This window comes from Streptococcus infantis, from assembly GCF_047464615.1.
Taxonomy (GTDB): Bacteria; Bacillota; Bacilli; order Lactobacillales; family Streptococcaceae; genus Streptococcus; species Streptococcus infantis_Y.
The window spans coordinates 1-26,935 of record NZ_JASHBO010000003.1 but is presented as its reverse complement, the minus strand read 5'-3'; the positions used below and the strand labels follow the sequence as shown (position 1 = coordinate 26,935).

Annotated in this window: 22 protein-coding genes, 2 tRNA genes and 1 pseudogene; 17 read left to right on the top strand and 8 right to left on the bottom strand. The window is 34.3% G+C overall.

Going from position 1 to position 26,935, the window contains the following annotated elements; all coding sequences use genetic code 11:
* Positions 1-53: 53 nt before the first annotated feature.
* Entirely contained in the window at positions 54-2,603 is a 2,550-nt protein-coding gene (locus QM450_RS02300; protein ID WP_414319539.1) for a YfhO family protein, read from the top strand.
* 31 nt (positions 2,604-2,634) lie between these two features.
* Here the strand turns inward: QM450_RS02300 and QM450_RS02295 are convergent, their stop codons facing one another.
* Positions 2,635-5,295 (bottom strand): YhgE/Pip family protein, encoded by a 2,661-nt coding sequence (locus tag QM450_RS02295; protein WP_414319538.1) that lies wholly within the window; start codon positions 5,293-5,295, stop codon positions 2,635-2,637.
* Between the two features lie 129 nt (positions 5,296-5,424).
* On the opposite strand from QM450_RS02295, the gene QM450_RS02290 reads away from it, so the two are divergent.
* Positions 5,425-5,967, top strand: coding sequence for a TetR/AcrR family transcriptional regulator (locus tag QM450_RS02290; RefSeq protein WP_061863863.1), 543 nt, complete (start codon positions 5,425-5,427; stop codon positions 5,965-5,967).
* Between the two features lie 235 nt (positions 5,968-6,202).
* On the opposite strand, the gene QM450_RS02285 is transcribed toward QM450_RS02290, so the two are convergent.
* The 6 genes from QM450_RS02285 to rlmH all read right to left on the bottom strand — a co-directional run bounded on the left by QM450_RS02285 (position 6,203) and on the right by rlmH (position 9,384).
* A tRNA-Asn gene (locus tag QM450_RS02285) sits at positions 6,203-6,276 on the bottom strand.
* A gap of 120 nt (positions 6,277-6,396) precedes the next feature.
* Complete coding sequence (gene comE / locus QM450_RS02280; RefSeq protein ID WP_049530388.1) at positions 6,397-7,149, bottom strand: competence system response regulator transcription factor ComE; 753 nt, start codon at positions 7,147-7,149, stop codon at positions 6,397-6,399.
* Positions 7,146-8,465 carry a competence system sensor histidine kinase ComD gene (gene comD / locus QM450_RS02275; protein ID WP_314045837.1) on the bottom strand — a complete coding sequence of 440 codons (1,320 nt, stop codon included), beginning with the start codon at positions 8,463-8,465 and terminating at the stop codon, positions 7,146-7,148. The genes comE and comD overlap by 4 nt, the downstream gene beginning before the upstream one ends.
* 22 nt (positions 8,466-8,487) lie before the next feature.
* Positions 8,488-8,622, bottom strand: a complete 135-nt coding sequence (comC, locus tag QM450_RS02270; RefSeq protein ID WP_080936286.1) for a competence-stimulating peptide ComC — start codon at positions 8,620-8,622, stop codon at positions 8,488-8,490.
* Positions 8,623-8,787: 165 nt separating this feature from the next.
* Positions 8,788-8,861 (bottom strand) — tRNA-Arg (locus QM450_RS02265).
* Positions 8,862-8,904: 43 nt separating this feature from the next.
* A complete protein-coding gene (rlmH, locus tag QM450_RS02260) occupies positions 8,905-9,384 on the bottom strand; it encodes a 23S rRNA (pseudouridine(1915)-N(3))-methyltransferase RlmH (protein WP_000695942.1) in 480 nt (159 codons plus the stop codon).
* A gap of 183 nt (positions 9,385-9,567) precedes the next feature.
* On the opposite strand from rlmH, the gene QM450_RS02255 reads away from it, so the two are divergent.
* From QM450_RS02255 to ftsH, 15 genes are all read left to right on the top strand, one after another.
* On the top strand, positions 9,568-10,752 hold the full coding sequence (locus tag QM450_RS02255; RefSeq protein ID WP_414319537.1) for a S1C family serine protease: 1,185 nt from the start codon (positions 9,568-9,570) through the stop codon (positions 10,750-10,752).
* A gap of 56 nt (positions 10,753-10,808) precedes the next feature.
* Complete coding sequence (locus QM450_RS02250; protein ID WP_414319536.1) at positions 10,809-11,567, top strand: ParB/RepB/Spo0J family partition protein; 759 nt, start codon at positions 10,809-10,811, stop codon at positions 11,565-11,567.
* A gap of 221 nt (positions 11,568-11,788) precedes the next feature.
* Complete coding sequence (gene dnaA, locus QM450_RS02245; protein ID WP_414319535.1) at positions 11,789-13,144, top strand: chromosomal replication initiator protein DnaA; 1,356 nt, start codon at positions 11,789-11,791, stop codon at positions 13,142-13,144.
* A 157-nt stretch (positions 13,145-13,301) separates the two neighbouring features.
* Entirely contained in the window at positions 13,302-14,438 is a 1,137-nt protein-coding gene (gene dnaN / locus QM450_RS02240) for a DNA polymerase III subunit beta (RefSeq protein WP_281335678.1), read from the top strand.
* A gap of 66 nt (positions 14,439-14,504) precedes the next feature.
* Positions 14,505-14,699: a DUF951 domain-containing protein gene (locus tag QM450_RS02235; RefSeq protein ID WP_000285188.1), complete on the top strand. Its 195-nt coding sequence runs from the start codon at positions 14,505-14,507 to the stop codon at positions 14,697-14,699.
* An 85-nt stretch (positions 14,700-14,784) separates the two neighbouring features.
* Positions 14,785-15,900, top strand: a complete 1,116-nt coding sequence (ychF, locus tag QM450_RS02230; protein ID WP_235083591.1) for a redox-regulated ATPase YchF — start codon at positions 14,785-14,787, stop codon at positions 15,898-15,900.
* A gap of 72 nt (positions 15,901-15,972) precedes the next feature.
* A complete protein-coding gene (pth, locus tag QM450_RS02225; RefSeq protein ID WP_045613244.1) occupies positions 15,973-16,542 on the top strand; it encodes an aminoacyl-tRNA hydrolase in 570 nt (189 codons plus the stop codon).
* The gene (gene mfd, locus QM450_RS02220; protein WP_414319534.1) at positions 16,535-20,038 is read left to right on the top strand and encodes a transcription-repair coupling factor; all 3,504 of its coding nucleotides are present in this window, start codon (positions 16,535-16,537) and stop codon (positions 20,036-20,038) included. Before pth ends, mfd begins: the two co-directional genes overlap by 8 nt.
* Positions 20,039-20,101: 63 nt before the next feature.
* A complete protein-coding gene (locus QM450_RS02215; protein ID WP_001234970.1) occupies positions 20,102-20,368 on the top strand; it encodes an RNA-binding S4 domain-containing protein in 267 nt (88 codons plus the stop codon).
* Entirely contained in the window at positions 20,361-20,729 is a 369-nt protein-coding gene (locus QM450_RS02210; RefSeq protein ID WP_000277028.1) for a septum formation initiator family protein, read from the top strand. Before QM450_RS02215 ends, QM450_RS02210 begins: the two co-directional genes overlap by 8 nt.
* A 6-nt stretch (positions 20,730-20,735) precedes the next feature.
* Positions 20,736-20,858, top strand: coding sequence for an SP_0009 family protein (locus QM450_RS02205; protein WP_000429332.1), 123 nt, complete (start codon positions 20,736-20,738; stop codon positions 20,856-20,858).
* Entirely contained in the window at positions 20,851-22,119 is a 1,269-nt protein-coding gene (locus QM450_RS02200) for a serine hydrolase (RefSeq protein ID WP_414319533.1), read from the top strand. The genes QM450_RS02205 and QM450_RS02200 overlap by 8 nt, the downstream gene beginning before the upstream one ends.
* A complete protein-coding gene (tilS, locus tag QM450_RS02195) occupies positions 22,116-23,393 on the top strand; it encodes a tRNA lysidine(34) synthetase TilS (protein WP_414319532.1) in 1,278 nt (425 codons plus the stop codon). Before QM450_RS02200 ends, tilS begins: the two co-directional genes overlap by 4 nt.
* A 4-nt stretch (positions 23,394-23,397) precedes the next feature.
* The gene (gene hpt / locus QM450_RS02190; protein ID WP_006150551.1) at positions 23,398-23,940 is read left to right on the top strand and encodes a hypoxanthine phosphoribosyltransferase; all 543 of its coding nucleotides are present in this window, start codon (positions 23,398-23,400) and stop codon (positions 23,938-23,940) included.
* Between the two features lie 16 nt (positions 23,941-23,956).
* Entirely contained in the window at positions 23,957-25,915 is a 1,959-nt protein-coding gene (gene ftsH, locus QM450_RS02185; RefSeq protein WP_320692686.1) for an ATP-dependent zinc metalloprotease FtsH, read from the top strand.
* Between the two features lie 682 nt (positions 25,916-26,597).
* Here ftsH and QM450_RS02180 read toward each other — a convergent pair.
* Positions 26,598-26,935, bottom strand: a pseudogene (locus QM450_RS02180) (IS30 family transposase); the annotation flags it as partial.

Below are 26,935 nucleotides of genomic sequence, written 5' to 3'. Positions count from 1 at the left end.
TTAAAACTCAGTTGGATTAACCAACTGAGTTTTCTATCATTCTATGAGGTAACATGAAAACATTTTTCAGAAACTATTGGACCTATTTTATTTCTTTTATCATTCCCCTAGTGATTATGTTCGGAGTCTATCTTTCTCAAGGTATCTACTGGAATAGTGATACTTCACCTTTATTAGGGGATGGATTTCATCAATATGTTATTTTTGATCTTAATCTTCGTAATATTTTACATGGGAGTGATAGTCTATTTTATACTTTTACCAGTGGTCTAGGTCTCAATTTTTATGCCTTGTCCAGTTATTACCTTGGTAGTTTTCTATCACCTCTTGTTTATTTTTTTGATGTATCAAGCATGCCAGATGCAGTCTATCTGTCAACCTTGTTAAAATTTGGCTTGATAGGTCTGTCAACCTTTTTTAGCTTGAGTATAATATTCAAAAATCTATCAACCCCACTCAGATTATCTTTATCTACCTCATATGCTTTAATGAGCTTTACAGTTAGTCAACTTGAGATTAAAACCTGGTTAGATGTTTTTATTTTAATTCCCTTAATTTTAACTGGTTTACATCTACTCATAACGGAAAAAAAACGTATTCTATACTTTACAAGTTTGTCAATCTTATTTATCCAAAACTACTATTTTGGTTATATGACTGCCCTGTTTTTGGTAGTTTGGTATTTTTGCCAACTTTCCTGGGATTTTAAAAGTCGCAAGTATTCTTTCCTTGATTTTTTCCTAACATCCTTACTCGCTGGTTTAACAAGTTTCATCATGACACTCCCAACCTTTTTTGATTTAAGAACTCATGGTGAAAAACTAACCGCTATTACAAAAATAAAAACAGATGCCAGTTGGTATCTAGATCTATTCGCTAAACAATTTATTGGTTCTTTCGATACAACTAAATATGGTTCTATCCCAATGATTTTTGTTGGCCTCCTTCCTTTTATCTTAACAATTATATTCTTTACATTAAAATCAATTAAGTTTCATGTGAAACTATGCTATGCAACTCTACTCATTATCATCATTGCTAGTTTTTATCTAGAAGCCTTAGATTTATTTTGGCAAGGAATGCACGCGCCAAATATGTTTCTTCATCGCTATGCGTGGATTTTCTCTACTCTTTTGACTTATATATCTGCGGAAGTTTTAAATAGATTTAAGGATATTAAGTTATGGAATATTTTATGCTCAATAACCTTCCTTTTATCTGGTTATCTAGCAACCATTTATTTTAAAAATCATTATTCCTTTTTAACTAACTTAAATATCCTTTTAACAATTGAATTTCTAGTGGTATACTTGCTATTGTTACTGGCATTTATCCGAAAGATGATTTCACCAAAAATCTTTTCAATCCTTATTTTGATCTTTACAATAAGTGAAATTAGTTTTAATGCTTCATCTCAACTAAATGGAATTACGAAAGAATGGGGATTCGCTTCTCGTAGTACCTATGATAAAGATATTCTAAGTATGGAAGCTATTTTGGAGTATACCAAACAGCAACCAGATACATTTACACGAACTGAAAAGTTACAAACTCAAACTGGAAACGATAGCATGAAATTTAACTACAATGGCATCTCACAATTTTCATCTGTTCGTAATCGTTCTGTAAGTACAACGTTAGATAAGTTGGGTTTTAAATCTTCAGGTACCAACCTTAATCTTCGTTATGCAAATAATACTATCATTGCAGATAGTTTATTTGGAATCAGCTACAATATTTCTGAAACCTATCCAGATAAATATGGTTTTCATCCAAGATATCAAAAAGATAATCTAACCCTTTATAAAAATCAATTCGCTCTCCCAATTGCTTTTGCTACACAGTCTCTTTACAAAGATGTCACTTTTAATGACCATACTCTTGATAACCAAACTCAATTTTTAAATCAAATTGCTGGCTTAAATGAAGAGTACTTTTATCCGATAAATCATCATACAGACTCTGGTGACAACGTGGTCAATCTAAACGGAACTGATACTGAAGATGCAACTATCAGCTACAGCATTGAAGTACCTGATAATAGTCAGGTTTACCTTTCCATGACCAAGATAAATTTTTCAAACGATAAGAAAAAGCAAGTTGACATCATTGTCAATGGTGAAAAAAAATCCTTTACCACAGATAATGTTTTTACATTTTTCAATCTTGGATATGCAGAACATAAACAAACTTTTGATATCCAGGTTAAGTTCCCAGGAAATGCTCAAGTATCATTTGAATCTCCAACTTTCTATCGCTTAGATACTAAAAAATATACGGAGGCTATACGCAAAATAAAAGAAAATCCAGTAGAAGTGAGCTCTTATAAAAATAAAGTCACTGTAAATTATAAGGTAAAGAATGAGACATCGATCTTTTTCACAATTCCATACGATCAAGGATGGTCTGCTTATCAAAATGGTAAAAAATTACAAATTCAACAGGCACAAACTGGATTTATGAAAATTGATGTTCCTGAAGGTGAAGGGACTATTACCCTTTCCTTTATACCAAAAGGATTTGTTGCTGGTGCAAGTTGTTCTCTTATAGCTATTATTGTCTTTATTTTTTATGATATTCAAAGAAAAAAATATTCTAGATAAAAAAACTATCGACCGAATTGGTCGATAGTTTTTAGTCTTCTTCAGCTTTTTTAGGTTGATAGGCTAGCATTCCTAAAGCAACAAAAATCATCACTGTAAAGATAAGGAAAATAATCTGACTATGAATATTACCTTTCATAGAAATGGTTTGTCGTAAACCTGAAACTGAATAACTCATAGGTAACCATGGATTAATAGTTTTAAAGAATTGATTCGTCAAAGCTAAAGGATAAGTTCCTGCACTTGATGCTAATTGAAGGAGTAATAAAATTAAAGAGAAGAAGGCGCCTAGGCGAGAATTCCAGGTTGTCAATGCTGTTACCATCGCCATAAAAGCCAGGCTGGTTAAAATAATCAAAGCCAAGGTTTTGAATTCGTGAACTGCAGTCAGTCCGATTAAATGTACCCCACCATAAACTAATAATCCTGCCAAACCAGCAATGATACCATTAACTTCAAAGCGAGACTTAAACCAAGCCCAACGACTCTCTGGATGGCGCCCAGAAGGCAATTTAGCAAAAATCATATTAGTTGAAATAGCAGCAACAAAAAGAGCAACTGATATCATATACGGAGCCATGGCAATCCCATTAACAGCTACTTGATCCGCATCAGTTTTTGAAAGACTTAAAGGATCAGCCAGTAAGTCTGCATTTGTTGGTTCAGTTGAAGCCTGTTGCAATTGCCCCTCAGCCTCTGTCAAACCTTGATTTAATTGACTTGAACCATCACTTAATTTTCCAAGTCCTGATTGTAGAATTTCTGAGCCTTGAGCAAGTTGATCTGCTCCACTAGCTATTTTTTCAGAACCATTAGCCAGTTGATTTGCTCCTGAAACTAGCTGGTCTGATTTATCAGCTAATTGTTGAGAACCCGCTTGTAATTGATTAAATCCAGCAGTTAAATCTGATGTTTTATTGTTTACTTGGTTGACACCTGATGCAAGTTTATCAATTCCTGTTGCTAATTCTGGCCCATTAGCTGCTAACTTAGCAGTTGCACCTGTCAATGTAGAAGATTTTTCTGTCAACTGATTAGAGCCTTGTAGCAACTTATTGAAACTTCCTGTCAAGTTCGAATTTTTCGAACTCAACTGACTTGCTCCTAAAGCTACTTGGTCTACAGATTTTGTATAGCTGTCAATACCAGATAGAGTTTGACTAGCTGGCAATAACTGACCATCAATTGCTGTTTGAATCTGTGTTAATCTACTTGACAAACTTGTCAATGTTGAAGAAGCAGTTGGTAATAATTGACTTGAGCGATTCTTTAATTGAGTTAAACTATTTGTTTGAGTGGTTACATTTTCTAAAGAAGATTGTAACGTTTGAACTGTAGTTAAAATTGTTCGTGCTGACTCACTAGCAGAAGATGATGGATTAGAAACCACAGAAGTTATCTCTGCCTGTTGTTCAGGAGTTAAGCTTTGATAAGCACTCGTAGATTGAATAGCTGATAAAGTAGTTTCTTTTTCAGATTGATTTGAAGTAATGATGCTTTGTGCTGAATTTGCAATCGTTGATAAACTACTAGAAAGCTGTTTTGTTACTTGTGTTATCTCTCCACTATCTGCTGTTTGAATATTTTGAATAGCTTGATTAAATTTCTCTAAACTAGTTGCTAATTGTTTAATCTGATCTTTTTGTTGGGTTGTCCCATCTAATTGAGTAGAAAGTTCTTGAATACCTTGATTAAGTTGTGTTAATCCTGTACGTAGAGTCTCTGATTTTGTAGAAATCTGATTTGCACCTGATGATAGACTTTGAACTCCATTTGTATAAGTATCAATACCAAGTGAAAATTGATTTAATCCTGAATTGAGTTGAGAAACACCACCTGTATAGGCTTGTGTGCCTGCATCAAGTTGAGTCAATCCTGATACCAGTACCGGTGTCTGTGAATTCAGTTGGTTTAATCCATTATCGATTTGTGAAATAGCGCTGGTATATTGATTTAAACCAGTATTAAAATTACCAAGACCAAGATTTAACTGATTTACACCAGCTGTATAGGTTCCTAATCCTGTAGATAATTGATCAGCACCATTAGAAAATGTGAGACTCGATTGAGCTAAGGTTTGAAGATTGGTTGATAAGGTTTGACTCCCATCCGAAAGTTGATTCGAACCATCAGCCAACTGTAAACTTGCATTTGCCGCTTGAGATAAACCAATTTTTAAATCACCCATCTTCTTAAATAAAGCTTTAGTATAAGATTGAGTAACATTAGTAGCCACAGTCTGTTTGATTTGTGTCATGGCAGAATCACTCATCTTGCTTGCAATAAAACTATGACCACTTGATGTCTGATAGTCAATCGTCATCTGTTCAGGATGATTGGTAAGGATAGAAGAAGCTTTCTCAGAAAGATTACTTGGCAACGTTACAACCATGTAATAATCTCCATCCCGCAGTCCTCTTTCTCCCTCACCTTCATCTACAAAATGAAAATTCAGACTATCACTATCTTTTAAATTAGACACCGTGTCTTCACCAATAGTGAGTTTTTCATCATTATAAGTAGCAACTTGATCCTTATTAACAATTGCTACAGGTAACTCCGAAAGTTTACCGTATGGATCCCACATTGATGATAAGAAAATGATATTGTAAAGAGCTGGAATTAAGGAAATTCCTATCATGACAATAATAAATGTCGGTTTTTTAAAGATTGCTTTCCATTCTTTAAACATATTGTCTCCTTTTTTAAACTACTTGTCTAAATTTCTGATATAATAGATTATACATAAAAAAATTAAAAAGACAAGATAAAAAAATCTATTTTTAAACACATTGTCTAAAATTGTTCATCTGGAGGGAACATGCAAGAAAGTAATAAACGATTAAAAACTAAGCGCATTATCGAAAATGCTATGGTAGAATTATTGATGGAACAACCATTCGATCAGATTACAACTGTTAAATTAGCGCAAAAAGCTGGAATTAGCCGCTCCAGTTTCTATACTCATTACAAAGATAAATACGACATGATTGAACATTACCAAAGTAAACTATTTCATACCTTCGAATATATCTTTCAAAAACATGCTAATCACAAACGAGATGCTATTCTAGAAGTATTTGAATACTTGGAATCAGAACCGCTTCTAGCAGCTCTTTTATCTGAAAATGGAACCAAGGAAATTCAAAATTTCCTGAGAAATAAGCTTCACATCCTACTGAGCACGGACCTTCAAAAACGTTTTATGCAACTCAAACTAAATGAAGTAGAATTAGAATATAGTAGCGTCTACCTAACAAATGCTCTCTTTGGAGTCTGTCAAACCTGGATTGCCCATGGAAAAAAAGAAAGTCCACAAGAAATCACGAACTTTTTAATGAAAATGTTAGGAGATACAAATTAACAAAAAAGCTCTATAATATTTAGGCTCTATAATTTCTGTAGTGGGTAAAACCACCATAGGAATGATGGAGCCTATTTTGTTGTTCTTATTAGGCTAATACTAATGCAATACAATTTCCTTAGTTTTATTTTCGGACACAAATCATTATCTCTCCGTATGTTAGGTATGCCTCCCCTCATTACATCGGACAAAGAATCAAAAAAAGGAACACCAAATTAGTGTTCCTTTCATCTGACTCCGCCAGTAGGACTCGAACCTACGACATCATGATTAACAGTCATGCGCTACTACCAACTGAGCTATGGCGGATTAAATAGTCCGTACGGAATTCGAACCCGTGTTACCGCTATGAAAAGACGATTTCTTAACCAACGGACCCTCTACCTGTAGCAGATATAACCATTATATCAATTTATCAAAAATTGTCAATTACTTTTTTTGGTTTTTAGCCATTAGTTCTCTCAATTTTTTAGTTTTTAGGCGAGAGATAGGACAACGATGATCTTCATAAAATACAACTTCCATTTTTTTACGATCAATTTCTCTCACATTACCGATATTGACTAAAAATGACTTGTGAGCTAGATAAAAACGTTGGGTTTCCTTATCCTTTTCTTGAATATCTGTCATTGTTCCATAGAATTCTTTGGCAAAATTCTTACCTACAATTCGTAATTTATGAGAAGTTCCAGTTGTCTCAATGTAGAGAATATCATGATAAGGAATACAAAGATCATTTCCTTTATAACTATAATCAAAATAATCAACGACTGATTGGTTTTCAAGTAAAGTAGTCTTAGTGTAAAGCACACAGTCGGCAACTCTATTTTTAAAAACTTGATCACTGGTTTCTTTATCAATGAAATCCAATGCTGAAACTTTGTATTTATAAGTCAAAGTAGCAAATTCAGATCGACTTGTAATAAAAACAATAATCGCATAAGGATTGCGATGGCGAATAAATTGAGCAACCTCAAATCCTTTTCTCTCAATCCCATTGATATCAATATCTAGAAAATAAAGCTGATTGACTTCATCATGCTCTACATATTCCATAAACTCTCTCACTTTTCCTGTTGTTTTATAGGAGATAGGAATATTTGTTTCCTTAGAAATTTTATTCAGAGTTGTTTCCAACCTTACTTGGTGTTCTATAATATCTTCTAAAATCAATACTTTCATATCAGTTCCCTCTTAAATCTAATTACTTGTTTAAATACATCATTATCAATTTCTGTTTCTAAAATAACATTGTCATATTTTCCTAAAATTTCTTTAACATTATTAAGTCCAAGTCCTCTATGTCTTCCTTTAGTTGAAAATCCTAATTCAAATAAATCTTCGGATTTTACCTTTCTTTTTTTACAAGAGTTTTGGATGACAACTAAGGTTTCAAGATCCAACTTGATAATAGCTACCTCTAGTTGTTTTTGATAGCTTTCAACTGCTCCTTCAACAGCATTATTGAGCAGAACGCTCATCACGCGCACCAAATCTAACAATTCCATAGATAAAGGTGTAATAATATCTTTTACCTCTAATGTGTACTCTACATCATTAGTTTTCGCATTGACAATAGATTGGGCAATCAAACTACGAAGTGCTGAATCCTCAATATTGTTCAAATCGAAATAGGTATACTTATCTGAACGTAATTTTTGATTTGCCTTTACAAGAACTTCACTGTAAACTCTGTCAATTTCTTGTAAATCTTTACTTTCGATCGCCATTCTTAAGCTGACAAGCATGCCTGTATAGTCATGACGAAAACCACGAATCTCATTATATAAGGAAACAATCTCATCCGTGTAAGTTTGCAAGTGTTTTTGCTCAAACTTCTTTTGTTCCAATTCAATTTCTTTTTCTATCTGAACTTTGTGAGAATTCATGGAGAAAAAAGTCAAAAGTAGGCCAACAAAAACAATGGATGATAAAATACTTCCAAAACCATTTAAGTGACGAATCGTACTCACAATATCTGAAGTGAAAGAGACAACGTGTAGAAAAATAAATGCAAAGAGCACTTTCTTCAGAAAAGGATATAGATAGTCTTTATCAAAATATTTAAATTCGAGATGGAAATAAGACACAACAACTTTAATAACCAAATAAGTTAAGATCAGGATAAATAGAGAAAAATAATTGTTATACTTCAATGCAAACTCATCTCCTGTAATAGATGATAAGGTTACTGATAAAAAGTTATTAGTACTATTATATAAAAGAGAAAATAATAGACTGATAAAAATTCCCTTAGATTTCTCATACTTCTTAAATCCAACAAAGTAACCAAATAGGAGGAAAGGAAATAAAAATTTAGACAAACTAAAACTATCTAATTTCAAGAAATAGAGAATTATTTCCAATACTAATGGTATTAGAAATATATAAAGACTAAAAAAATATTGGTCTTTTCTAGTTGCTTTACAAACCCATTCATGAATTTTACTAATAATAAAAACATAAACAATAGCAATTACTAATCCGAATAAATTCATTATTTCCCACCTTTATTTTTACTTACTTTCTTTTTGGAAAAAGAAAATTATTTATTGTATATGGAGGTCTCCATTCCCCACCTCTGATTTCCTGCAGTTCTTTTTCGTTCAATTCTTGGAAATCTTTCATTTGAGCAAAATCTGTATTCTTTTTCATAATATAAACTCCTATAATGTTTTTCTTGTAAATTAACTTACAAAAATATTATATAAAATCTACGATACCTATAGAGAATTATTTCTCAAATGCTCAAATTTTATTCTGAAATGTCAAATTTTTACAAAAAAAGCTGGGATTTTTTCCCAGCTTACGATTTAACACTGATCCCAGCAGGATTCGAACCTGCGACCGTTCGCTTAGAAGGCGAATGCTCTATCCAGCTGAGCTATGAGACCTTACTAATCTATCTTATCAAAAAAAGCTAGCTTAGTCAATCATCTATTTATGATAGGGAGAGCCCTGTTGAATCGAAAACGCTCTATAAATTTGTTCTACTAAGACTAATCTCATTAGTTGATGAGGAAGCGTCAATCTCCCAAAACTAACAGAGAGATTGGCTCTTTTTTTCACCTCTGGAGATAGTCCTAAACTCCCACCAATGATAAAAGTGATCGTCGAAAATCCATTGATAGAAGCCCTTTCAAGCTGCTTACTGAACTCTTCAGAAGAAAAAGTGGTTCCTTCAATAGCTAAAACAACTACAAAATCACGTTCCCCTACTTTAGCAAGAATGCGGTTCCCTTCCAACTCCAAAATCTTTTGATTTTCAGATTCGCTGGCCCGATCTGGTGTTTTTTCATCAGCCAACTCAATCATTTCTAGATTAGCAAATCGTGAAATTCTCTTGGAGTATTCTGCTATGCCATCTTTGAGATATTTTTCTTTCAGTTTTCCAACTGTTACCACTTTAATTTTCATTCTTCTATTCTAACATATTCACACTCAATTTCACATCTTATTCACAGATAAGATTTTGAAAAACTTCAATAAATTCACAGGTTTTTGAAAGTTATCCACAAGTTGTGAAAAACTTTTTGTTTTTAAGCTTGGATTAAGCTAGCTATTTTATACTTTCATTGATTAAAAAACATGGAGGCTTCTATGAAAAACTTAAAAACTAGTTCCAAAAAATGGGGACAACTTTTATTAGTCATTCTCATTAGCTTTTTTAGTGGTGTTTTAGGTACTTTTACAACATTGCAGCTCAGTCAAAAACAAAACACTAGTCCAACAAATACCACCACTGTCAGCAAAACAGCTGTAAAAAATGAAAACTCAACTACACAGGCAGTCGATAAAGTTAAAGATGCTGTGGTATCTGTCATTACTTACTCTGCAAACTCCCAAAATAGTTTATTTGGATCTGCAGAAACTGATACAGATACAAATACTGAGCAAGTTTCTAGCGAAGGTTCTGGAGTTATTTATAAAAAAGAAGGTAACTTTGCTTACCTCGTAACCAATACTCACGTTATCAGTGGAGCTAAAAAAGTGGATATTCGTTTAGCTGACGGAACTAAAGTTCCAGGTGAAATTGTCGGTTCTGATACTTATTCTGACATTGCAGTTGTAAAAATTGCTGCAGATAAGGTGACTACCGTAGCTGAATTTGGAGATTCTGATCAACTAACAGTCGGAGAGACTGCCATTGCAATCGGAAGCCCTCTAGGTTCTGAGTACGCCAATACCGTTACACAGGGTATCGTGTCAAGTTTAAATAGAAATGTTTCTTTAAAATCTGAAGATGGACAAGCTATCTCTACAAAGGCTATCCAAACAGATACAGCCATCAACCCTGGAAACTCTGGCGGTCCTTTAATCAATATTCAAGGACAAGTAATCGGAATTACATCTAGTAAAATAGCCACAAACGGTGGAACTTCTGTGGAAGGACTTGGATTTGCGATTCCTTCAAACGATGCCATCAATATTATCAATCAATTGGAAAAGAATGGAAAAGTCACTCGACCAGCCTTGGGCATTCAAATGGTCAACCTTTCAAATCTTAGTAGCAGTGATTTACAAAGATTGAATGTACCATCAAGTGTCACTGCAGGAGTAGTTGTTCGTTCTGTTATAACTAGTATGCCTGCCAATGGACATCTACAACAATATGACGTCATTACAAAAGTAGATGATAAAGCTATTTCTTCAACTACTGAATTACAAAGTGCTCTATATAGTCATTCTATCGGAGATAGCATGACCATTACATACTACCGTAATGGTAAAGAAGAAACAACTACCATTAAATTAGATAAGAGTACTAGTGATTTGGAACAATAGTTTACAGATATGTAAAGTTGCTTTACAGAATATCTAAGTTATGATAATGTAGAATTATGGAAGAATTTAAAATTGTTCAAATAAAGGATATTCAAAAAAATCCCTATCAACCTCGTAAGGAATTTTCAGAAGAAAAAATACAAGAGTTGGCACAATCCATTAAGGAAAACGGCTTGATTCAGCCAATTATCGTTAGAAAATCTCCAGTACTTGGATATGAAATTCTAGCTGGAGAAAGACGGTATCGCGCTTCAATAGCTGCCGGACTTTCAGAAATTCCAGTAATTATTAAGCAACTTTCTGATCAAGATATGATGCTTCATTCCATCATTGAAAATCTCCAACGCGAAAATTTAAATCCTATCGAAGAAGCTAAAGCATACCACTCCTTAATTGATAAAGGTTTTACCCACACAGAAATTGCTGAAAAAATGGGGAAATCTCGACCTTATATTACAAACCTAGTTCGATTGTTAGTGCTACCTAAACACATCCTGACAGAAGTTGAAAGTGGGAAGCTTTCCCAGGCTCATGCTAGACTCCTCATTCAATTATCAAGTGACAGACAAGATACACTCTTGCATCGCATTCAAACAGAAAATCTTTCAGTTAGACAAGTTGAACAAATACTACAAAAAACTAGGAAGAGTAGCAAAAAAGAAAAAAATCACTTTGTCAAAGAAGAAGAGCAAAAATTGAAAAAAATACTCGGATTAGATGTTCAAATTAGCCTTCAAAAAAAAGATAGCGGTAAAATCTCAATTTCCTTCCATAACCAAGAAGAATACCAACAATTTATTAACAGCCTGAAATAAGGCTGTTATTTTATTATTCTTAACTAACATGGTTATCCACCGATTTATCTTTTTAAAAAGCCTTCTATTTCAGAATTCTCCTTAGTTATCCACATCTTGTGGATAAAAACTAAAAACATTGTTAATTGTTTTCCACAAGTTGTGGAAAAATAATCTTATCTATGGTAAAATGATTCTATCAATAAACCTTTAAAATTTTATAGTAAAGGAGGAGAAAATCATTGAAAGAAAAACAATTTTGGAATCGTATTTTAGAACTTGCGCATGATCGGTTGACTCAATCAGTTTATGATTTTTACATCTTAGATGCAACCCTGGTTAAAGTAGAAGATGCCACTGCAACGATTTTCTTACCCCGAGATGAGATGCAGATATTTTGGGAAAGAAATATCAATGGAATCCTTTTAACAGCAGGTTTTGAAATCTATGATACTGAAATAAAGGCGAATTATGTCTTCACGAAAGTTGAAGAAGCTAGCTCACAAGTATCTTTCGAGTCTGAACCTGGCAACGATTATCAACCAATTCCATCCACTATTCCATATTCTGAAACTGGACTCAAGGAAAAGTATACTTTCGATAATTTTGTTCAAGGGGATGGTAATGTTTGGGCTAAGTCTGCTGCTTTGGCTGTTTCTGAAGATCCAGGATTAACTTACAATCCTCTATTTATCTACGGAGGGCCTGGACTTGGAAAAACTCACCTGTTAAATGCCCTTGGAAATGAAATTCTAAAAAAGAGCCCAAATGCGCGTGTAAAATACATACCTGCTGAAAGTTTCATTAATGAATTCCTAGAGCATTTGAGACTTAATGATATGGAAAAATTCAAGAAAACTTACCGTAGTTTAGACCTCCTACTCATTGATGATATTCAATCACTTAGTGGAAAGAAAGTACAAACTCAGGAAGAGTTTTTCAATACATTTAACGCCCTTCACAATAATAATAAACAGATTGTTTTAACGAGTGACCGTAGACCTGAACATTTAGAGAGTCTACCTGAACGTCTGGTCACGCGCTTCTCGTGGGGATTAACGACAGATATCACACCACCTGATTTTGAAACACGTATTGCTATTTTACAGAGTAAGACTGAACATCTCAACTATCATTTTCAGAATGATACACTCGAATATTTGGCTGGACAGTTTGACTCTAACGTGCGAGAACTCGAGGGAGCACTCAACGATATCAGCCTAATGGCCAAAGTCAAAAAGATTAACGATATCACAGTTGACATTGCAGCTGAAGCTATTCGTGCTCGTAAACAAGACGTTAGCAAAATGATTGTAATTCCAATTGATAAAATCCAGACAGAAGTTGGAAACTTCTATGGTGTTAGTGTCAAGGAAATGAAAGGAACTAGACGTGTTCAAAATATCGTTTTAGCCCGTCAAGTTGCCATGTATCTAGCCAGAGAAATGACTGATAATAGCCTTCCCAAGATTGGAAAAGAGTTTGGTGGTAAAGACCACACAACGGTCATTCACGCTCATGGAAAAATCAAATCCATGCTTGAAACAGATGATAATTTACGTATAGAAATTGAAAACATCAAAAAGAAAATTAAATAACTTGTGGATAACTTTTTAAAAATACTCTTATTTATCCACATCTTTTAAACAAGGCTCTGTCCTTGAGTTTTCTTGATTACAAGTGTTTTTCCACAGATTTCACACGCTCTATTATTACTATTATCCTTCTAATAATAAAAAGAATAAAGGAGAATCCATGATTCATTTTTCAATTAATAAAAACTTATTTTTACAAGCCTTAAATACAACAAAGAGAGCTATTAGCTCAAAGAATGCAATTCCTATTTTATCGACTGTAAAAATTGATGTTACCAATGAAGGAATTACCTTGATTGGATCAAATGGTCAAATCTCAATCGAAAATTTTATCTCGCAAAAAAATGAAAATGCAGGTCTCTTGATTAACTCTTTAGGTTCAGTTCTACTGGAAGCTTCTTTCTTTATCAATGTTGTTTCAAGTCTTCCAGATGTAACACTTGATTTTAAAGAGATTGAACAAAAGCAAATTGTCTTAACTAGTGGAAAATCAGAGATTACTCTTAAAGGAAAAGATAGTGAGCAATATCCACGTATTCAGGAAATTTCTGCAAGCAATCCTTTAGTTCTTGAAACAAAACTTCTTAAAAAGATTATCAATGAAACAGCTTTTGCAGCTAGTACCCAAGAAAGCCGTCCTATTTTGACAGGTGTCCACTTTGTTTTAAGCAACCACAAAGAATTAAAAACAGTTGCGACAGACTCTCACCGTCTCAGTCAGAAGAAATTGACTCTTGAAAAAAATAGCGATGATTTTGATGTTGTCATCCCAAGTCGTTCGCTACGTGAATTTTCAGCTGTTTTTACGGATGATATCGAAACAGTAGAGATTTTCTTCGCCAATAATCAAATTCTCTTTAGAAGTGAAAATATTAGCTTCTACACACGTCTCTTAGAAGGAAATTATCCAGATACCGATCGATTGATTCCAACAGATTTCAATACAACAGTGACTTTTGATGTTGCTAAACTACGCCAGTCTATGGAACGTGCTCGCCTCTTATCAAGTGCGACACAAAATGGTACTGTTAAATTAGAAATCAAAGAAGGAGTTGTAAGTGCCCATGTTCATTCTCCAGAAGTAGGGAAAGTAAACGAAGAAATTGATACTGAAAATGTAAGTGGTGCTGATTTGACAATTAGTTTCAACCCAACTTATTTGATTGAGGCACTAAAAGCTTTGAATAGCGAAAAAGTTACAATCAGCTTTATTTCAGCAGTTCGTCCATTTACTCTGGTTCCAGCTGATACAGATGAAGAGTTCATGCAGCTCATCACGCCAGTTCGTACAAATTAATGGAAAGAGGTTGAGCCTAGCTCGCCTCTTTTATGATATAATCAAAAATAGAAAAGGAGATTAACTATGTATCAAGTTGGAAATTTTGTTGAAATGAAAAAACCACACGCTTGTACAATCAAATCAACAGGTAAAAAAGCCAATCGTTGGGAAATTACCCGTGTTGGTGCAGATATCAAAATAAAATGTAGCAATTGTGATCATGTGGTCATGATGAGTCGCTATGATTTTGAAAGAAAAATGAACAAAATCATTGACTAGGAACCCCATAGTAAGAGGGTTAGCAAGTTTTCCCTTTTTGTGTTATAATATTGAAGATTGAAATGTGAACGGAGAATGAGAAACTATGGCTTTAACAGCAGGTATTGTAGGTTTACCAAACGTTGGTAAATCAACCCTATTTAATGCAATTACAAAAGCAGGAGCAGAGGCTGCAAACTATCCTTTTGCGACCATTGATCCAAACGTTGGAATGGTAGAAGTTCCAGATGAACGCCTACAAAAACTAACGGAAATGATCACACCTAAAAAGACAGTTCCAACAACATTTGAATTTACAGATATTGCAGGGATTGTAAAAGGTGCGTCAAAAGGAGAAGGTCTGGGGAATAAATTCTTAGCCAATATCCGTGAAGTTGATGCGATTGTTCATGTGGTTCGTGCCTTTGATGATGAAAATGTCATGCGTGAGCAAGGTCGTGAAGATGCCTTTGTGGATCCGCTAGCAGATATCGATACCATTAATCTAGAGTTGATTCTTGCTGACTTAGAATCAGTCAATAAACGCTATGCGCGTGTAGAAAAAATGGCGCGTACGCAAAAAGATAAGGAATCAGTTGCAGAATTTAACGTTCTCCAAAAGATTAAACCTGTTCTTGAAGATGGAAAATCAGCTCGTACCATTGAATTTACAGATGAAGAGCAAAAAGTTGTCAAAGGACTCTTTCTCTTGACAACGAAACCAGTTCTTTATGTAGCTAACGTTGATGAGGATGTAGTTGGAGACCCAGAATCTATCGATTATGTGAAACAAATTCGTGAATTCGCAGCAACAGAAAATGCAGAGGTAGTGGTTATTTCTGCGCGTGCTGAAGAAGAAATTTCTGAGTTAGACGATGAAGATAAAAAAGAGTTTCTTGAAGCTATTGGTTTGACAGAATCAGGTGTGGATAAGTTGACTCGAGCTGCTTATCACCTACTAGGACTTGGAACTTACTTCACAGCTGGTGAAAAAGAGGTTCGTGCTTGGACCTTTAAACGTGGCATGAAAGCTCCTCAAGCAGCTGGTATCATCCACTCTGACTTCGAAAAAGGTTTTATTCGTGCAGTGACCATGTCCTATGATGATTTGATTAAATACGGATCTGAAAAGGCTGTAAAAGAAGCAGGACGTTTGCGTGAAGAAGGAAAAGAATATGTCGTGCAAGATGGCGATATTATGGAATTCCGCTTTAACGTTTAATCAATATTTAAAATAATGTCAATTAGGTTGGAAAAAAATTCCAACCCTTTTGACTTTTGAAAGGAAATTTAAATGACAAAATTACTTGTAGGATTGGGAAATCCAGGAGATAAATATTTTGAAACTAAACATAATGTTGGCTTTATGCTGATTGACCAACTAGCAAAAAAACAGAATGTTACCTTTACACACGATAAGATATTCCAAGCTGAACTAGCTTCATTTTTCCTTAATGGGGAAAAAATTTATCTGGTGAAACCGACGACTTTTATGAATGAAAGTGGAAAAGCTGTTCATGCATTGTTAACCTACTATGGTTTAGATATTGAAGATTTACTGATTATTTACGATGATCTTGACATGGAAGTCGGAAAAATTCGTCTTCGTGCTAAAGGATCAGCTGGTGGTCATAATGGAATTAAGTCGATTATTCAACATATTGGTACACAGGTTTTCAATCGTGTAAAGATTGGCATTGGAAGACCTAAAAAAGGAATGTCAGTAGTTCATCATGTTTTGAGTAAGTTTGATCAGGAAGATTATATTGGTATTTTACAGTCAATTGACAAGGTTGACGATGCTGTAAATTATTATTTACAAGAAAAAAACTTTGAAAAGACGATGCAGAAATATAATGGGTAAGGAAATGGCATTAATCGATTTCTTTTTAGAGAATAAACAAATTCTATCTTGGCATGAGAACTTACCACAGAAACAAAGACAATTATTGCTAGGTCTTTCTGGCTCAGCAAAATCTTTAGCGATTTCTAGTAGTATGAAGAGTCAGGATAAGGTTTTAGTGATGACTTCCACATACGGAGAGGCTGAGCGTCTGATCAATGATCTAATCTCCATATTAGGTTCGGATCTAGTTTATCCATTTCTACTAGATGATTCACCGATGGTCGAATTTTTGGTATCATCTCAGGAAAAGGTTTTTTCTCGGGTTGAAGCTTTGCGGTTTCTAAGAGATGAGTCTCAAAGAGGGATTTTAGTTTGTAACGTCGCAGCTAGTCGAGTATTCTTGCCGAATCCTCAAGTTTTTGATGATAGTATCTTAGAACTTCAAGTGGGGCAAGAATGCGAACAAAGAGAATTAAAAAATCACTTGATTTCTCTTGGTTATAAGAAAGTTACACAAGTTCAAAGTCAGGGAGAATTTAGCCTTCGTGGAGATATTCTAGATATATTTGAAACCTCTCAAATTTGTCCTTATCGGATTGAATTTTTCGGTGATGAGATTGATGGCATTAGAGAATTTGATACTGAAACTCAATTATCAAAAGATAGTAAAACTCAAGTACTAATCTATCCAGCTAGTGATATTTTATTAACGAATGAAGATTATCATCGTGGTCAGAAATTTTTAGAACATGAGATTGATAAGGCACTTTCTCCAACTTTAAAGTCTTACCTAGAAGAAGTTTTTAGTTGTACGAAAGAGCAAGTTCTTCATCCGGATATTCGCAAGTTTTTGTCTGTATTTTATAAAAAACAGTGGACCTTGATAGACTATTTGAATCAAGTGCCTATTATCTTTGATGATTTTCAAAAAATTATGAACCAGTACGATGCTTTTGATAAGGAAACAGCTAGCTACTTTACAGAAGATTTACATAATAGTAAAGCATTATCAAGTTTACAATATTTTGCTGATGTAGAAAGTCAGTTTAAAAAACATGTACCAGCGACTTTCTTTTCAAATTTTCAAAAAGGGCTTGGAAATTTGAAATTTAATAATCTGTACCAGTTCAATCAATATCCTATGCAAGAGTTCTTTAATCAGTTTTCTTTTCTGAAAGAAGAAATTGAACGTTACAAAAAATTAAAGTATACGATTGTTCTTCAATCAAGTAGCAAAACTGAACTAAAGAAACTGTCAACGATTCTTGATGAATACGATATTAAAGTTGATAATAGTAATGAAAGTAAAATCTGTAAAGGAACTGTTAATCTTGTTGAAGGAAATCTTCGTCATGGATTTCACTTTGTAGATGAGAATCTTGTATTTATCACTGAATATGAAATTTTCAAAAAGAAGATTAAACGTAAATTTAGAAGACAAAATATCAGTAATGCTGAGAGATTAAAGGACTATAATGAGCTCCAAAAAGGAGATTATGTTGTTCATCAAATTCATGGTATTGGTCAATATTTAGGGATTGAAACGATTGAAATCAAAGGAATTCATCGAGACTACGTAAGTGTCCTATATCAAAATGGAGACCGTATTTCCATCCCTGTAGAGCAGATACAGGCTCTTTCTAAGTATGTCTCTAGTGATGGTAAGGCTCCAAAGTTAAACAAACTTAACGATGGACGTTTTAAAAAAGCGAAGCAAAAAGTAAAGAGTCAAGTTGAAGATATTGCAGATGATTTAATTAAGTTATATGCAGAGAGAAGTCAACTTAAAGGTTTTTCATTTTCAAAAGATGATGAAGACCAAAACGCGTTTGACGAAGCTTTCCCATATGTAGAGACTGAAGACCAACTTCGAAGTATCGAAGAAATAAAAAAAGATATGCAGGCTCCTCAACCGATGGACCGACTATTAGTTGGAGATGTTGGTTTTGGTAAGACAGAAGTTGCCATGCGAGCTGCATTTAAGGCTGTCAATGATCATAAACAGGTTGTCGTTTTAGTGCCAACAACCGTTCTTGCTCAGCAACATTATAGTAATTTTAAGGAAAGATTTGAACAATTTGCTGTCAACGTAGATGTTTTGAGTCGTTTCAGAAGTAAAAAAGAACAGACTGAAACACTTGAGAAATTAAAAAAAGGTCAAGTAGACATCTTGATAGGGACCCATAGAGTCTTGTCTAAAGATGTTGAGTTTGCTGATTTGGGGTTGATGATTATTGATGAAGAGCAACGTTTTGGTGTTAAGCATAAGGAAGCTCTCAAGGAATTAAAAAAGAAGGTTGATGTCTTAACCTTGACAGCGACACCAATTCCTCGAACTCTTCATATGTCTATGCTAGGTATCCGAGATTTATCAGTCATCGAAACTCCTCCAACAAATCGATATCCTGTTCAAACCTACGTACTTGAACAGAATGATCGTATCATTCGAGATGCTGTATTGAGAGAAATGGATCGTGGTGGTCAAGTTTACTATCTTTACAACAAAGTTGACACGATTGAAAAGAAGGTTTCAGAGTTACAAGAATTGATTCCAGAAGCTTCTATTGGCTTTGTTCATGGACAAATGAGTGAAATTCGCTTAGAAAATACACTTCTTGATTTTATAGAAGGACAATATGATATTTTAGTAACTACAACAATCATTGAAACAGGTGTAGACATTCCAAATGCTAATACCTTATTTATTGAAAACGCAGATCATATGGGCTTGTCAACCTTGTATCAATTAAGAGGTCGTGTTGGTCGTAGTAATCGAATTGCTTATGCTTATCTCATGTATCGTCCAGATAAAACTTTGACAGAAGTTTCTGAGAAGAGATTAGAAGCTATCAAAGGTTTTACTGAACTGGGTTCTGGTTTCAAAATTGCTATGCGTGATTTATCCATTCGTGGAGCTGGAAATCTATTAGGAAGCTCTCAGTCTGGATTTATCGATTCTGTTGGTTTTGAGTTGTACTCTCAGTTGTTAGAAGAAGCAATAGCTAAGAAAAATGGAACTGACAAAAAACGTGAAAAAGGAAATGCTGAGTTAATTCTACAAATCGATGCCTATCTTCCAGATGAGTATATTTCAGATGAACGGCATAAAATTGAAATTTACAAGAGAATTCGTCAGATTGACAATCGTGTCAACTACGAAGAATTACAAGATGAGTTGATAGACCGTTTTGGAGAATATCCTGATGTAGTTGCTTATCTTTTAGAAATTGGATTAGTAAAAGCTTACCTTGATAAAGTGTTTGTCAATCGTGTTGAAAGAAAAAATAATAAACTTGTCATTCAATTTGAAAAAATTTCGCAGCAACTATTTTTAACACAAGATTATTTCCAGGCTCTATCTCAGACAAGTTTGAAGGTCAATATTTCAGAAAATCAAGGTTTAATTGAAGTTGTATTTGATATTCGAAATAAAAAAGATTATGAAATTTTAGAAGGATTGTTGACTTTTGCTGAATCCCTAGTGGCTATAAAAAATTTAAAAGAGTCAAATTAGGTATGACATTTTTCTTCTATAAAAGTGATAAAAATGGTACAATAATAATTTGAGGTAATAAAGATGAGATTAGATAAATATTTAAAAGTATCAAGAATTATTAAGCGCCGTACAGTGGCTAAAGAAGTTGCAGATAAGGGACGTATCAAGGTAAATGGTATTCTTGCTAAGAGCTCTACAGATTTAAAAATCAATGACCAAGTCGAAATTCGTTTTGGAAATAAGTTGTTGCTTGTAAAAGTGTTAGAGATGAAAGATAGCACTAAAAAAGAAGATGCTGCAGGTATGTATGAAATTATCAGCGAAACAAGGGTAGAAAACGATGTATAAAAAAATAGTGCAAATGAATAATTCCTTTATTCAAAATGAGCATCAACGTCGTAAATACTTGATGGAAGAACGACAAAGACGAAATCGTTTTATGGGTTGGGTGTTGATTTTGATTATGTTGTTGTTCATCCTACCAACCTATAATTTGACTCAAAGTTATCAGCAACTACTCGAACGTCGCCAACAGTTAGCCGATCTGAAAAAACAGTATCAAGAATTGAGCGATGAAAAAGATAAAGAATCAAATCTTGCAACCAAATTAAAGGACGAAACATACGCAGCCAAGTATTTGCGTGCAAAATATTACTATTCAAAATCATGGGAAGAAGTTTATACTATTCCGGACTTACTTCCTAGGTAATGTAAAATGGAAAATTTATTAGATATTATTGAACAATTTTTAAGTCAATCAGATGAAAAATTAGAAGAGTTAGCTCAGAAGAATCATCTGCTACGACTTCAGGAAGAAGAGGAAAAAAAGAATGCGTAAATTTTTAGTGATATTACTACTTCCTATTTTCTTTAAAAGTGTCCAAGTAGTAAGCACTGAGAATCCAGTTATCATTCCAAATCAAGAAATTTATTCCTTAACTCATACTCCATATCATTTTTATTATCAAGATATAATTGAATCCCCTAAGTTTTATGGAGAAACACCCATTTATGCTTCAGATGATTTGATAAAAGAGTCAGGGAAAGTTACAGCAGAAACAACATTAACTATTCTAGAATGGCGGTTAAATGGACAAGGTCAGCCTGTCTTTAAATTATCTAATAATCAGTTTGTTGCTGCGGATAAAAGACTTCTATATGATGCATCAAAAGTAAATTCTCTATCCCAAAAAGTATGGTTAGAACCTGGATTTTTCATTTACAATAGTCCCTATGATCAAATAGAAAAAACAGCTAATTTAGCCCCTTATCAAGAGGTTGAAGTGGATATGACAGTGTTTGCTGAGGGCCGGGAATTCTTACATATCAATCAAATTGGTTGGGTTTCTAATGATTCTATTTCTCAAGATGATAATCGTATCCAGAAAGTACAAGAGTTATTGTCTGAAAATTATCAAAATGAACAGTTTTCTATTTATGTTAAACAATTGAGCACAGGTAAGGAAGCTGGGATTAATGAAAATGAGAAAATGTACGCTGCAAGTATCATGAAGCTGCCCTATCTTTATTATGTTCAGGAAAAAATCAATCAAGGTGCTTACCAACTTGATACGAAACTAAAGTATGTTTCTGAAGTTAATGATTTCCCTGGTTCTTATAAACCTGAAGGAAGTGGAAGTCTCCCTAAAACAGCAGACAACAAAGAATACACCATCAAAGATTTGATATCAAGAACAGCGAAAGAATCTGATAATGTAGCTCATAATATTCTTGGTTATTATGTTGCGAATAAATCAGATGAATCCTTTAAAAAAGAAATGGCTACTATCGCAGGTGAAGAGTGGGATGTGACAGATAAGATGGCTTCTGCAAAAATGGCAGGTCAAGTTATGGAGGCTATTTATAATCAGAATGCTTTTGTTCTAGAATCTCTATCACAAACGTCCTTTGACAATCAGAGGATTGCGAAAGATATTTCTGCTAAGGTAGCCCATAAAATTGGGGATGCAGACGAATACAAGCATGACACTGCTATTGTTTATTCAGAGTCTCCTTTCATCATTTCAATTTTTACCAAAAATTCAGATTATGATACCATTTCTAAAATTGCCAAGGATGTCTATGAGGTCCTGAAATGAGAGACCGCGATTTTTTAAATCATTTTCTAGAAAAAGGTTATTTTAAACATCATTCAAAAGTAGTTGTAGCTTTATCTGGTGGACTTGATTCGATGTTTCTGTTTCGCCTTTTATCAACTTATAAAAAGGAACTTGGTATTGAGCTTCTTTTAGCTCATGTCAATCATAAACAACGACTAGAGTCAGATAATGAAGAACATGAATTAAGAAAACTAGCTGAACAAGCTGGAGTTCCAATTTATGTAGCTAACTTCTCTGGAGTTTTTACAGAATCGAGAGCTCGTCAATTTCGCTATGAATTTTTTAGAGATGTGATGAGAGAAACATCCTCTACTGCTCTTGTAACGGCTCATCATGCAGATGATCAGGTTGAAACGATTTTTATGAGATTGATCAGGGGCACTAGGTTGCATCATCTATCGGCTATTAAAGAGAAGCAAAAATTTGATAGGGGAGAATTAATTCGTCCCTTACTCTCTTTCTATAAGAAGGAATTTCCTGAAATTGAACATTTTGAGGATGAGACAAATCAGGAAAATCACTATTTTCGCAATCGTGTTCGTAATCTCTATCTACCACAAATGGAGACAGAGAATCTTCAAGTTAGAAAAGCTTTACTAGAATTTGGAAAAGAAGTATCTGACTATCAGACAGCTATTAGTGAATTATCTCAAACAGTAGATATTGAAGATTTAACTCAGTTTTTATCTTTTTCAGAAGAAACACAACGAGTTTTATTGCAACACTATCTTGGTCGATTCGCAAACTTAAATGTAACGAGAGAACAATTTCAACAGATCCATCATATATTGAAAACCAAGAGTCAATATCGCCATAGTTTTAAAAATGGTTATGAGCTTGTAAAGGAATACGATCACTTTCAGATTTGTAAAATCAGACCAAAGTCTGATGAAAAAAACAATGAGTGTGTGTTAGACTATCTAAACCAAGTTCACTATGAAGGATATCTATTTTCATTTGGACTTCCTTTAGAAGGAAATAGAGTTCAAAAAATATATGTTTCACGGGAAACATCCTTAATTTTACGGCACCGTCATTCAGGTGACTATCTGATAAAAAATGGACATCGAAAAAAACTAAGACGACTTTTTATTGATTTAAAAATCCCTATAGAAAAACGGGAAAAAGTGATAATCATTGAGCAATCAGGTCAAATTTGTTCAGTTTTAGGAATTGAACTCAGTGATTTGAGTAAAAAAATGAAAAATGATATAATGAACACTGTACTTTATATAGAAAAAATAGATAGGTAAAATCATGTTAGAACAAGACATCAAGAAAATTTTGATTTCACAAGATGAAATTACAGAAGCAGCTAAAAAATTGGGTGCTCAGTTGACAAAAGATTATGAGGGAAAAAATCCGATTTTAGTTGGAATTCTAAAAGGTTCTATTCCTTTTATGGCAGAATTAGTAAAATATATTGATACACATCTTGAAATGGACTTTATGATGGTCTCTAGCTATCATGGTGGGACTGTAAGTAGTGGTGTCATTAATATTAAACAAGACGTAACTCAAGATATTAAAGGTCGACATGTTGTCTTTGTAGAAGATATTATTGATACTGGTCAAACCTTGAAGAGTTTGAGAGATATGTTTACTGCAAGAGAAGCAGCTTCTGTTAAGATTGTCACAATGCTTGATAAACCAGAAGGTCGTACAGTAGAAATCGAAGCAGATTATACATGTTTTACAATTCCAAATGAATTTGTTGTAGGCTACGGTTTAGACTATAATGAAAACTATCGTAACCTTCCTTATGTAGGTGTATTGAAAGAGGAAGTTTACTCAAAATAGAAGGGTAAGTGTTTGAATGCAAAAACAAAATAATGGTTTCATAAAAAATCCATTTCTTTATTTGTTGATGATTTTCTTGCTAGTGACAGGATTCCAGTACTTTTTTGCTGGCAGATCCGCTGGTCATAGTCAACAAATTAAGTACTCAGAATTGGTTCAGGAAATCACTAACGACAATGTAAAAGAAATGACCTACCAACCAAGTGGTAGTGTTATTGAAGTGTATGGTGTCTACAAAACTGCTAAGACAGAGAAACAGGAAACGGGAATTCAATTTTTTACACCCTCTGCTACAAAAGTAGAGAAATTTACAAGTATTGTCCTCCCATCAGATACAACTGTAGCGGATTTGCAAAAATTAGCAAGTGAACATCAAACACAAATTGAAGTGAAACACGAAAGCTCAAGTGGTATGTGGATTAACATCCTGGTTTCAGTAGTACCATTTGCTATCTTATTCTTCTTCCTCTTCTCTATGATGGGAAATATGGGCGGAAATAGCGGACGTAATCCAATGAGTTTTGGACGTAGTAAAGCTAAGGCTGCTAATAAAGAAGATATCAAAGTTCGCTTCTCAGATGTCGCAGGCGCAGAGGAAGAAAAACAAGAACTTGTTGAAGTTGTTGAATTCTTAAAAGATCCAAAACGATTTACAAAATTGGGTGCCCGGATTCCAGCTGGAGTTCTCTTAGAAGGACCTCCGGGAACTGGTAAAACATTACTTGCCAAAGCAGTCGCAGGAGAAGCTGGTGTACCATTCTTTAGTATTTCAGGTTCTGACTTTGTAGAAATGTTCGTCGGTGTCGGTGCGAGCCGTGTACGTTCTCTCTTTGAGGATGCAAAAAAAGCAGCACCAGCTATTATCTTCATTGATGAAATTGATGCCGTTGGTCGACAACGTGGTGTCGGTTTAGGTGGAGGTAATGATGAACGAGAACAAACCTTAAACCAACTCTTGATTGAAATGGATGGTTTTGAAGGAAATGAAGGAATTATTGTTATTGCGGCAACAAACCGTTCAGATGTTCTTGATCCGGCTCTACTTCGTCCAGGCCGTTTTGATAGAAAAGTATTAGTTGGTCGTCCAGATGTTAAGGGACGTGAAGCAATTTTGAAAGTCCATGCTAGAAATAAACCTTTAGCTGAAGATGTAGATTTGAAATTGGTAGCACAACAAACTCCAGGTTTTGTTGGTGCCGATTTGGAAAATGTATTGAACGAAGCAGCCTTAGTTGCAGCTCGTCGTAATAAATCAGTGATTGATGCTTCTGATATTGATGAAGCTGAAGATCGTGTTATCGCTGGACCATCTAAGAAAGACAAGACAGTTTCACAAAAAGAACGTGAATTGGTTGCCTACCATGAGGCAGGACACACCATTGTCGGTCTAGTATTGTCAAATGCCCGTGTTGTTCATAAAGTTACCATAGTACCACGTGGACGTGCAGGCGGATATATGATTGCACTTCCTAAAGAAGACCAAATGCTTTTATCTAAAGAAGATATGAAAGAGCAATTAGCTGGCTTAATGGGGGGACGTGTAGCTGAAGAGATTATCTTTAACGTTCAAACAACTGGAGCATCTAATGACTTCGAACAAGCTACTCAGATGGCGCGTGCAATGGTTACAGAGTATGGTATGAGTGAAAAACTTGGTCCAGTACAATATGAAGGAAATCATGCCATGTTTGGTGCACAAAGCCCTCAAAAATCAATTTCAGAACAAACAGCTTATGAAATTGACGAAGAAGTTCGTTCATTGTTGAATGAAGCGCGAAACAAAGCTGCTGAAATTATCCAGTCAAATCGTGAAACTCACAAGCTGATTGCAGAAGCATTATTGAAATACGAAACATTGGATAGTACACAAATTAAATCTCTATACGAAACAGGAAAGATGCCTGAAACAGTAGAAGAGGAATCACATGCACTATCTTATGATGAAGTAAAATCAAAAATGAGTGAAGAAAATTAATTATCTTAAATACTATAAACAGAGGAAGCGCAAGTTTTCTCTGTTTTTTTAAAAAAGTTGAGGAAATTCGAATTTATAGTGAATTGAACCTAGAATAGTACACTAAGGATTCTAAAACGTCTCTAGAAATTAATTTTACTTTCCTAATCTTTTTGTTCATATCTTATTTCAATCCACTATAAATCAAAGATTTTCGATATATAGAAAACAAAATACAAGTTCACTTATTTCAATGCTCTCTTAGAGGAAATGATTCAAATTTTCTGAAAATAAGAATGTAACAGTTACTTGAGTAATATGAAGAAATGTTTCAAAAAATGATATGTGCTTCATAAAAAACAATTATTGTAAGAGAGCAGACGAACGATTTAAAGGCCGCAAAGCCCTTCTCAGAGAGCTGAAGGCAACATTACAAGACTTCTAAAAAAAAGCTAAACTTCCAAACTAAGTTCCACTGCTAATCCAAGTGGAAGTTAGTCTGATAAAAATCCTAAAAAACAGTGGAATTCCGTGTCAGGGTAAATTCCACTGGTTTTACTAATGCTTGATTTCATCGCTTCTGTAGCCAAAATGAATAGACAAAAAGAGCGCACAAAATCCCCTCATCTGAAAGCGTTTCAGATTAAGTTCCGCTATGGTGGAAGTTAGTGTGAGACGTTTGAATGGGGTTAAAGATTAGTTTTTAGATCTTATGTTGGAGTAATTTAGAAGACTGACAAACGTCTTCTGCAGGTATTTTAGAAATACCGAGAAGTTTAGGAATCTCTTCTCCATAAGTAAAGGCAAAGAGTTCATAGGCTGACTTTCCATTCAAAGCAGCACGTTTGACGCTGTTGACATGCGAACAGACGAGATTGATATCCTCTTGAGTTAAATTGTCAAAAGAAGTTCCTTTAGGTAGAATGTCGCGAATCAGCGTGTGATTTTTCTCAATTCTCCCTTTCTGGTCAGAGCGATTAGGGTCACAAAAGAAGAGTTTACTCTCTCCTCGCACATCCATTTCGATGTCATCAACCCTGG